Source organism: Streptomyces sp. NPDC088194, assembly GCF_040702025.1.
Taxonomy (GTDB): domain Bacteria; phylum Actinomycetota; class Actinomycetes; order Streptomycetales; family Streptomycetaceae; genus Actinacidiphila.
The window spans coordinates 1-5,688 of record NZ_JBFBIV010000192.1 but is presented as its reverse complement, the minus strand read 5'-3'; the positions used below and the strand labels follow the sequence as shown (position 1 = coordinate 5,688).

The 5,688-nt window shown below is 72.9% G+C and carries 7 protein-coding genes; 2 read left to right on the top strand and 5 right to left on the bottom strand.

The genetic code is table 11. The features are described from left to right. Both AB0399_RS40220 and AB0399_RS40215 read left to right on the top strand, forming a co-directional pair. On the top strand, positions 1–290 hold a 290-nt coding region (locus tag AB0399_RS40220; RefSeq protein ID WP_366414661.1), incomplete at its 5' end, for a hypothetical protein. A 169-nt stretch (positions 291–459) separates the two neighbouring features. After that, positions 460–1,749, top strand: a complete 1,290-nt coding sequence (locus AB0399_RS40215; RefSeq protein WP_366414660.1) for a chitinase — start codon at positions 460–462, stop codon at positions 1,747–1,749. A 133-nt stretch (positions 1,750–1,882) separates the two neighbouring features. Here the strand turns inward: AB0399_RS40215 and AB0399_RS40210 are convergent, their stop codons facing one another. From AB0399_RS40210 to AB0399_RS40190, 5 genes are all read right to left on the bottom strand, one after another. Continuing rightward, on the bottom strand, positions 1,883–2,428 hold the full coding sequence (locus AB0399_RS40210; RefSeq protein WP_366414659.1) for a hypothetical protein: 546 nt from the start codon (positions 2,426–2,428) through the stop codon (positions 1,883–1,885). Further along, positions 2,412–2,903 carry an RNA polymerase sigma factor gene (locus AB0399_RS40205; protein ID WP_328466113.1) on the bottom strand — a complete coding sequence of 164 codons (492 nt, stop codon included), beginning with the start codon at positions 2,901–2,903 and terminating at the stop codon, positions 2,412–2,414. Before AB0399_RS40205 ends, AB0399_RS40210 begins: the two co-directional genes overlap by 17 nt. Positions 2,904–3,014: 111 nt before the next feature. Next, positions 3,015–3,644 (bottom strand): class F sortase, encoded by a 630-nt coding sequence (locus AB0399_RS40200; RefSeq protein ID WP_329367447.1) that lies wholly within the window; start codon positions 3,642–3,644, stop codon positions 3,015–3,017. Beyond that, a complete protein-coding gene (locus tag AB0399_RS40195; RefSeq protein ID WP_329367449.1) occupies positions 3,641–3,991 on the bottom strand; it encodes a sortase-dependent protein in 351 nt (116 codons plus the stop codon). The genes AB0399_RS40200 and AB0399_RS40195 overlap by 4 nt, the downstream gene beginning before the upstream one ends. Positions 3,992–4,174: 183 nt before the next feature. Beyond that, positions 4,175–5,359: a PQQ-binding-like beta-propeller repeat protein gene (locus tag AB0399_RS40190; protein WP_366414658.1), complete on the bottom strand. Its 1,185-nt coding sequence runs from the start codon at positions 5,357–5,359 to the stop codon at positions 4,175–4,177. Between the last annotated feature and the right edge of the window lie 329 nt (positions 5,360–5,688).

Here is a 5,688-nt window from a genome sequence, read left to right as displayed (position 1 = left end):
TCCGGTACAGGTGCAGCATCATCGCCCCGGCCAGCCGGACGAAGGCGCCCGGGCTGCTGCTGCCGGGGCGCACCGCGGCGAGCGCGCCGTGGACGGTCAGCCCGACCACCGATCCCACCCGCCGCACCCATGCCGCGGTCCGCCCGCGCCACCTGCCGGATCGCACCCTGCACTGCCTGGTCCTCTCGTCCCTGGAGGAGGGCGAGTACACCGTCTGGAGAAGCCCCGGCATCCCGCACGGCACCGTCACCGTCTCCGGCGGCGCGGTCAGCGAGTACCACTGGCGGTGAAAGAGGTGCGGGGGACAGGAGGGGGAACGGGAAAGGGCCGCGGAAAGTTGGTCTAGTCCTCTTGACGCGGCGGGCGTCCGCGCGGTTTGGTACGTACCAATCAGGCTTGAGACGCACGTTCCCCCCAACCCGCAGGCTCCCCCCACCACTTCACGCTTGAGGTGCTTCCATGCGCTTTGCGAAATGGGCGGCTTCCGCCGCCGCGCTCTCGCTCGCGACCGCCGGCGCGGTCATGGCCCTGGCCCCCGCGGGCAACGCCGCGGTGGCGCCGGCCGCCGACACCTACTCCGTGGCTCCCTACGTCGACATGTCGAACAGCCAGGAGGGCATGCTCGACACCGCCATCACCGGACACGGGCTCAAGGCGTACACCGCGGCCTTCGTGCTCGGCAGCGGCTGCAACCAGATCTGGGGCGACACCCTTCCGATCGGTGCCGACTCCTTCACCGACCCGCTGATCGCCAAGGCGAAGTCCGAGGGCGCCTCCGTCATCATCTCGTCCGGCGGGGCGAGCGGCCTGCCGCTCGCCTGGACCTGCTCCACGCAGAGCTCCATCGACGCCGGCTACCAGGCCCTCATCAACGACTACGGCGTCACCCAGCTGGACTTCGACATCGAAGGCGCGGCGATCGCCGACACCGCCTCGGTGGCACGGCAGATGCAGGCGATGAAGGACCTCAAGGCGTCCAACCCCAGCCTCAAGTTCTCCGTCACGCTGCCGGTCCTGGCCAGCGGGCTGACCGGCGACGGTGTGAACATCATCAAGGCCGCCAAGAACGCGGGCGTCAAGATCGACGTGGTCAACATCATGACCATGGACTTCTACTCGGGCACCGGCACCGAGATGGGCCAGGGCTCGGTCTCCGCCGCCGAGGCCACGCTGGCCCAGATGCAGTCCGTCGACTCCAGCTACGGCTACGGCAATCTGGGCATCACCCCGATGATCGGCAAGAACGACGACGGGTCCACGTTCACCCTCGCGGACGCCCAGACCGTGGAGAGCTTCGCCGCGCAACACGGCGTCGCCCGGCTGGCGTTCTGGTCGATCAACCGCGACCAGCCGTGCAGCGGCAGCGCCAACTCCCTTCCCACCTGCACCGAGATCAGCCAGAGCAGCCTGGCGTTCACCGACGCGTTCCTGCCGTTCGCGGGCAACTCGGGCGGGACCACGACCGGCGGCAGCACCACGGGTGGCACGACGACCGGCGGGACCACCACCGGCGGGACCACGACCGGCGGCAGCACCACGGGCGGGACGACGACCGGCGGGACCACCACCGGCGGGAGCACCGGAGGCGCGACCTGCACCGCGGGCTCCTGGAGCTCCTCGCAGGTCTACACCGGCGGTGAGACGGTCGCGTGGAACGGCCACACCTGGCAGGCGAAGTGGTGGACGCAGGGGGAAGAGCCCGGCACCACCGGCGAATGGGGTGTCTGGCAGGACCTCGGCGCCTGCTGAGCCGCTGAGTTGCTGAGCCGCTGAGCCGGTCGCTGAGCCACTGGTCCAGGAACCCTCCAATGCACCATCCAGGAACCCGCGACGGCCTGGCCCCGGTTCGGGGCCGGGCCGTCCGCCGTCCGGCTCCCCCGGCTCAGCGGCGCAGTTCCGTCGGGAGGGGCGACGGCTGATCGCCGGACTGCCGGGGAGAGGTGCCGGTGGGGTCGGATGCCGGCGGCGCCGCGGACGTGCTCGGGGTGGCCGGTACGGCCTGGGTGGCGGAGACGTTGGCGCCGGACGGGACCTGCTTCGTGGACGGGACCTGCTTCGTGGGCGGGGCCTTCGCGGTGGGCGGGCCGCTGGTGGGGACGTTCGTGGGCGGCCTGGTGGCGGGCGACGGCGCCGGTGGCGAGGTGGGCCCGGCCGAAGGACTGCTCGCGGGCGGCGGGCCGAGCGGGACCCTCGGGGCGGCGGGCTCGACGGGCCCCGTCATGCGCAGCGGCACCACGACGAGGGCGGCGACGGCGCCGGACAGGCCGACCCCGACGGCGATCCGCAGCATCCGGCGGCGGGCCGCGCCGCGGCGGATCTTCTCGTACCGGCCCGGGGGCAGGCCGAGCGGGGCGGGGGTGGGGCGCAGGATGACGGTGAGCGGGTCGTCGGGGTCGAAGTCCTGACCGTCGTCAGACTGTGTGATCAAGGCTTCTCCTCAGATGGGCGCGGAGCAGTTCCCTGGCCGTGTGGAGGTCGGACATGACGGTCCCCTCCTTCCGGCCGGTGAGCAGGGATATCTCCCGGATCGGGAGGTCGGCGTAGTAGTGCAGGAGGATCGGCACCCGCAGCCGTTCCGGCAGCGACTGCACGAGCAGGCGCAACGACGGGTCGGCCGCTTCGGTCGGCGGCCGGACGGCGGCCTCCGCGGTGGCCCGGCGGACGGCCCGGCGTTCGCGCTCCAGTTTGCGCCAGTGGTCCCGGACGAGGTTGGTCGCGGTGACGTAGAGGAATCCGCGCGGCTCCGCCACGGCCGTCCAGCGGGCCCACAGCCGGGTGAACGCCTCCGAGGCGATCTCGTGGGCCGTCTCGTCGTCGTCGACCAGACGGCGGCACCAGCCGGCGAGGCGCGGGTAGAAGGCGGCGAACAGCTCGGACGCTGCCTTCTCGCGGGACCGTTTCAACGCTCTCCATGTCGTGGTGGCACTGGTCGGACACGTGGGGGCCCTCTCGGGAGGACGGTCCCGGGCCGCCGGCGTACGGAACGGCGGCGGCCCGGGACCCGTTGCGGCGCGTCAGGAGCCCGTCGAGGTCAGCGCGGCGAAGACGATCACGTTGTCGAGGTAGCCGTCACCGCTGCGCGGGCCGCCGCACGTGATCAGCCGCAGCTCGGGCCGGTCCACGTTCCCGTAGACCGCGCTCGTCGGAAAATCCGACTTGGCGACCGTACGGACGTCGGTGACGGTGAACCGCGGTGCCGTGCCGTCCTTCCGGCGCGTCACGATCCGGTCGCCCGGGCGCAGCCGCGCGAGGTGGCGGAAGACCCCGTCCCCGTAGGCGCCGACCGTGACATGGGCCAGGATCACCGACGGACCGGTCTGCCCGGGCGTCGGCGAGTTCCGGTACCAGCCGGCCCGGTCGTGCGCCGTGATCGGCGGGACCTGCACGCTGCCGTCCGCGGCCAACCCCAGCTGCATGAGCGGGGTGTCGACGCCGATGGCGGGGACCTCCAGCCGGACCGGGACCGAACGCCCCAGCGCACGTACCGACTTCGCGGCGGGCCGCGCGGACGGCGGCGTGCTCGGGGGACGGGTGCCCGGTGGGCGGGTGGTCGCGGCGGCGCCGCCCACCTGGTGGCCGCCGCAGCCCGTGAGCAGCGACGCCGTCACCGCGGTGGCGAACGCGCGCCTGGAGAGCGAGGTCACGCCCCGGTCGCCCGCCGGCGCCGCACGAGGAAGAAGGCCCCGCCGCCGAGGGCCAGCGCCGCGGCGGCGCCCCCGCCGATCAGGCCGCCGTCGGCTCCGGAGTGCGACGCCACCGGCGCCACACCGGTGTCCGGTGCTCCCTTCGGCACGGCGGCGACCTGGCTCGGCTGCGCCACCTTGGTCGGTGCGGGCGAGGCGGCCGGCGGCGCGGTCGAGGGCCTGGCCGACGGGGACTGCGCGGAGGTCGGGCTCGGGGACGGTGTGGCCCCATCGGCGAACGCGGGCACGGTGCTCGCCAGGACGGCGGTGCACGCGAGGGCCACGGCGCTCAGGACGGTTCGGCGCATGGAATCGCTCTCTTTCGTCGGTCCGCCCGCGCTGTCACGCGGCGGGCTGTGTTGCGGATCGACTGAAAAGACGAGGCGGCGCTGGGGCCGATTGTAAAGACCCGGCAAAGTCGCCGGGGCTGGTCGTACGAGGAGGGACAGGGACCAGGGGTGGCCGCCGGAACCGGCGACCACCCCTGCCGCTCACTGCCCGTACGCCACCAGCAGGTTGGTGGCCGGAACCACCACGAGCCCGTCGCCCGCGCCGAGCCCGGTCAGCGGCTGGGACACGTTCTGCTCGTCGGGGCCGTTGATCGGCGCGCCGACGTCGGTGGACCAGACCGACTGGCCGGTCGCGCCGTTGACCGCCCACAACTGGCCGCTCAGGGAGCCGACGTAGACATAGCCGTTGACGACGATCGGCGCCGTGCTGATCCGGCCGTCACCCTGGAACGTCCAGCGCGTGTCCAGGGTGGGGGTGTACCGCTCCTGGAGGACGCCGCCGTCCACGAAGTAGCCCTGGTGGCCGTCGATGGCCGGTGCCGGCGAGGTTCCGGCGGCGTCGTACGTGCTGCTGACCTCCCCGGTGCCGGCGTCGAGGACCGAGGAGGCCATCCCGTTGTCCCGGACCCAGACTCCGCCGTCGGCGAGGACCGGCGTGCGGCCGCCGCCACCGGAACAGCCCGTCTGGTGGTGCCAGATCGGGCTGCCGGACTTGGGGTCGAAGGCGTACGCCTGCTCGCAGGCGTAGGAGACGTAGACCCCCGCGGCATCGACGGCGGGCGAGCTGTCGTCCCCGTTGGCGACCGGCTGGCTCCAGAGCAGCGAGCCGGTGGCGGCGTCCACCGCGTACAGGGTGCCGCCCGAGCCGGCCCCGCCCGTGTACACCACACCGTTGGCGAACGTGGGCGGCGAGGTGAACGAGTACTGCCCGGGCAGCGTGACGGTCCAGAGCTTCGCCCCGGTGGCCGGGTTGAACGCGGTCAGCACGCCGTCGTAGTTCTGGGCGTAGAGCCGGCCGCCCCCGTAGGCGAGCGCGGACCACCAGTAGGTGCCGCCGAGGTCGACCGGCGCCCAGGCGTTCTCGCCGGTGGCCGCGTCGATGGCGTAGAGCGTGGTGCCGTACCCCGTCGGCGAGGCGGCGGTGGCGAAGACCCGCCCGCCGGCCACGACGGGGTAGGAGACGCTCCCGCCCAGGTCGCGCGACCACTTCTGGCTGAGCGGCGGAGCGCCGACGCCGGAGTCGACGACGGTGCCGTTGTGCCGCGCGTTGACCTGGTAGGTGGTCGAGACTCCGGTCTGCGCCGGCTGCGCGCCGGCCGGTGTGACGAGCGCGACGATCGACAGTGCCGCGCCTAACAGGACGGCGACAGCTCTTCGGGTCTTCACTCAGGTACCCCCTCGTTCGGCATCGCCCTGGCGATGCGCGCGGAGCGGACCCGCCCCTGGTGCGGCGGCCCGCCTTCCACGTTCCATGGTCGTTGACGGCCGTCCCGACCGGCGGGTTTTTTCGAACGGTTGAACAACATTCACCGCCGCGTTCCGTCATGGCAACGGGCCGCACCAGCCGGTCGGCGGGTACGGCCTGTTGGGTTCCGTTCCTCAGGCGCGCGGGCCCCGCGGGGCTAGGCCGTGTTTTGGAAGTCCCGCCTGGCCCGTGGCGCCTGGCACGCACGCTCGCTTCGTTGTCGGGCTTGTCCGAGTAGGCCCACTACGAG